Genomic DNA, 3,592 nt, shown 5'->3' with positions numbered 1-3,592 from the left:
GGATAAAATTCGATATGGCGAGACCACGTTCCTGATCCAGTTTCCAATCTGGTGGGCCTATGCCGCCTGTCTGGTGGCGGCGATCACGGCAAGTGTCGTCAGCATCTATTGCGCGACGATCGGTCTGACTGGCAATCCCGCCCATGAGTGATCTCGCGCTGGGCTATCTGTCCTTTCCGATCCTGCTGCTGATGATCTTTTTGCGCGCGCCTGTCGGGTTGGCAATGCTGCTTTGCGGGATCGGCGGGTTGTGGCTTGCGACCGACGGGACCACCGTATTCATGGCGCGGCTGAAATCGGAGGTGTTTTCGACCTTCTCAAGCTACAACCTGTCGATCATCCCGATGTTCCTGCTCATGGGACAATTCGCGACCCATTCGGGCATGTCGCGGTCCTTGTTCAAAGCGGCGGAGGCGTGGCTGGGCCATCGCAAAGGTGGCATGGCAATGGCGTCGGTCGGGGCCTGCGCCGGGTTTGGTGCGATTTGTGGTTCGTCGCTGGCAACAGCGGCAACGATGAGCAAGGTCGCGCTGCCGGAGCTGCGCAAATATGGGTACTCTGGCGGCTTTTCGACAGCAACTCTGGCGGCAGGCGGCACATTGGGGATTTTGATCCCGCCGTCAGTGATCCTCGTGATTTATGCGATCCTGACAGAGCAGAATATCGCAAAACTCTTTGCCGCCGCGTTCATTCCCGGCATCATCGCGGCACTTGGCTATATGGTGACGATTGCGATATATGTGCGCATTTACCCCGAACAGGCGGGCGTAAAAGAGCGTGTTGATCTGGGCGCACGCATCAAGGCGCTGGGCGCGGTCTGGCCGGTGCTGGTAGTTTTTGGGCTGGTGGTGGGCGGTATCTACAACGGCTGGTTCACCCCGACTGAGGGTGCTGCTGTAGGTGCCATGGGCACAGCGCTGATCGCGTTTTTGGCAGGCGCGCTGAACTGGCAGGTTCTTCGGCAAAGCATCGTGGAGACAGCGACGGGCACGGGCATGATCTTTTTCATCATCCTCGGCGCGGGCTTTTACAACGGGTTTCTGGCACTGACACAAGTCCCGCAGGAAGTTTCCGCCTTTGTGACAGGGCAAGGCTTCAGCCCTTGGGCAATTATGGTGCTGATCCTGATCTTTTACCTGATATTGGGGTGCCTGATGGACAGCCTGTCGATGATCTTGCTGACCGTGCCAATCTTCTGGCCAGTAATTTCCGGTCTTGATTTCGGCCTGACCACGGAAGAGCTGGCGATCTGGTTCGGTATCCTTGTCCTGATCGTTGTGGAGGTTGGATTAATCACGCCGCCTGTCGGGATGAACCTTTTCATCATCAACAGCATGGACAAAGAAACACCAATGACGGCGACCTATAAGTCAGTCCTGTTTTTTGTGGCTTCGGATGTGGTGCGGGTCATCATCTTGCTGATGTTCCCGGCTATTACTCTTGTTTTCGTCTAACGTCGCTGGTCCGCTCAAAGTGCCTCGAAGCTGGCAGGGGAGAAGAGCACACCAAACTGTTCGCACCAGATCACAATCGACTGAAAGTCAGCCAATGCGGTGCCCTGCGGGATCGGGTAGCTTTGATCGCCAACATTGCCCTTGAGCGTCCCGAGCGACAGATATTCATTGTCCAAGACGTCGCTAGATTCCGCCGGATCGGGGTGTGACGATAGCCAAACTTCAAGGTCCGGCCCGTTGGTCACCCGAAATTCAGTCAACTGAACTTCAATGCGGCCATCGGGAAGCACCACCAGTTGCGCGGTGCCGCTGCCACTGTGGGCTCGGTCGGCGTCACGAAACTGACCTTGGGCAATAACCTGTGCCTCAGACAGGGTTTCACTGACGACGGCATCAAAAAGCAAAGGAGAGAACGCATACCAAAGAAACGCGCCCGCGGGCAATCCGATGATCCCACCAAGAATGAAGGCGAATATTTTGCCGCGCATGATGCTCCTTCTGCCCGTTTTGCAATATGTAGAAACAGGTTAATGGGCCTTGTTTCTGTCGAAGTGGGCAGTTACGCCCTTCTTTACACAGATCACATGCGGCACGAATTTGGTCGCAATGTCAACAAATATGCTATTTGCGGCAACGCTGGGTATCCGCCTATCCCTGCGGTTCACCATTGACGTCAAAATCGCAGGGCAACGCCTGATCTATGACGCGCTGGGCATTGGGGATGTCATTGCCCTCAGCCCGGCGTGTGGCCACGGCGGACGAATGGTTCAGACTGAGCCAGCGATGGATCAAACGGGCCCGCAATTCCGGCATTGGCACATTGACCCGCGCGGACATATCCCAAAGCTGCGCCAATTCACGCCACGGGGCCTCATCGAACATCAGATAGTTGCCTTCAACGATAACGACCTTCGCAGCAGCAGGAACCGCAACGGCACCTGCAATCGCAATATCGCGGGTGCGGTCAAAGACGGGGGCAAAGACCTCATCCCCGGTCTTCAACGCGCGTATAAGGCGCAGAAAACCGGGTGCGTCGAATGTCTCAGGCGCGCCTTTGCGCGGGCGCAGCCCACGGGTATCGAGGATCGCGTTATCAAGGTGAAACCCATCCATCGGCACAACAACTGACTTGCGCCCTTGCGCGTTCAACCGGCGCGCCAGCTCTGCCGAGAGAGTTGATTTGCCACTGCCGGGAGCGCCCGCGATGCCAACAAGATAGCGGTCGCTGTCCTGCGCCAAGACGTGTTCAGCCAAAGTGTTCACATGATGCGTGAGCGTATCCACGAAATGTCCTGCCTGCCCTTGCGGGGTTTTTCCCGCTTAAGGGCAAGATTAGCGGCATCGCCCTAAGAGTGCGACCAAATTCTCGCCTGCGCGATCACAAACGCATCCCGTTTGGGTGGTTTTGCGGCATGGCGTGGCAATGCCGCCGCATTTCGCATAAGATTGATGCAAAACAAAAGGCAACGCAGTTCTAATGGCAAAATTCCTCCGCATTTGGCGCATCCTGATGGCCGTTTGGAAAACAGCGGGCGAAAAGCACCTTGGTTTAATCGCCGCAGGTGTCGCGTTTTTTGGAATGTTCGGGATTTTTCCGGGCATTGCCGCAGTGATCGCGATCTTTGGGCTGGTCGCTGATCCGGTGGTGATTGCAGAACAGCTCGACCTGATGCGCGACATCATGCCACCTGATGCCTACGGGCTGATTTCGACGCAGGTGAACCGTTTGATACTCGCTCCATCGCAGGCCTTGGGCTGGGCAACTGCGGTATCGATTGCGCTTGCTCTTTGGTCCTGTCGGGCAGGTGTCGGTGCGCTGATTGGAGGGCTGAATGCCATCGCGGGCCAGCGCGTCCGCAATGGTCTATGGCAAGTTGTTGTTGCACTTCTATTGACGGTGGCGCTGGTGTTTCTAGCGATTGTGGCCCTCACGGTAGTCGTTGTGGTCCCGATTGGTCTGGCCTTTATTCCCGTCGCCAATGCAACGGCGTGGCTTTTTGAAGCGATACGCTGGCTGATTGCGCTCAGCGTTTTGATCCTTGGCCTTAGCCTGCTTTACCGATTTGGGCCTGCACGGATTGGCAGTCGCGGGCGCTGGATCACCGTGGGCGCTGTGGTCATCGTGATCTTATGGATCG

The 3,592-nt window shown here is 56.6% G+C and carries 4 protein-coding genes; 2 read left to right on the top strand and 2 right to left on the bottom strand.

Translation table 11 applies throughout. The annotated features are described in order from the left end of the window. The first annotated feature begins 143 nt into the window (after nucleotides 1-143). Nucleotides 144-1,454, top strand: a complete 1,311-nt coding sequence (locus ACFDSS_RS14105) for a TRAP transporter large permease (protein WP_375256355.1) — start codon at nucleotides 144-146, stop codon at nucleotides 1,452-1,454. Nucleotides 1,455-1,468: 14 nt separating this feature from the next. On the opposite strand, the gene ACFDSS_RS14100 is transcribed toward ACFDSS_RS14105, so the two are convergent. After that, nucleotides 1,469-1,942, bottom strand: coding sequence for a DM13 domain-containing protein (locus ACFDSS_RS14100; RefSeq protein ID WP_375256354.1), 474 nt, complete (start codon nucleotides 1,940-1,942; stop codon nucleotides 1,469-1,471). Nucleotides 1,943-2,102: 160 nt separating this feature from the next. Then, entirely contained in the window at nucleotides 2,103-2,738 is a 636-nt protein-coding gene (locus ACFDSS_RS14095) for a nucleoside/nucleotide kinase family protein (protein WP_375256353.1), read from the bottom strand. Between the two features lie 193 nt (nucleotides 2,739-2,931). Between ACFDSS_RS14095 and ACFDSS_RS14090 the strand changes: the two genes are divergently transcribed. Then, a partial coding sequence (locus tag ACFDSS_RS14090) for a YihY/virulence factor BrkB family protein (RefSeq protein WP_375256352.1) occupies nucleotides 2,932-3,592 on the top strand: 661 nt, incomplete at its 3' end.

This window comes from Yoonia sp. (assembly GCF_042093035.1).
Classification (GTDB): domain Bacteria; phylum Pseudomonadota; class Alphaproteobacteria; order Rhodobacterales; family Rhodobacteraceae; genus Yoonia.
The sequence above is the reverse complement of the archived record's forward strand: the minus strand, read 5'-3'. Positions and strand labels throughout refer to the sequence as shown.

What these genes read in the sequence shown, in the direction of transcription:
- ACFDSS_RS14105 (WP_375256355.1), top strand. Translation starts at nt 144, where the DNA reads ATGAGTGATCTCGCGCTGGGCTATCTGTCCTTTCCGATCCTGCTGCTG.
- ACFDSS_RS14100 (WP_375256354.1), bottom strand. Translation starts at nt 1,942, where the DNA reads ATGCGCGGCAAAATATTCGCCTTCATTCTTGGTGGGATCATCGGATTG.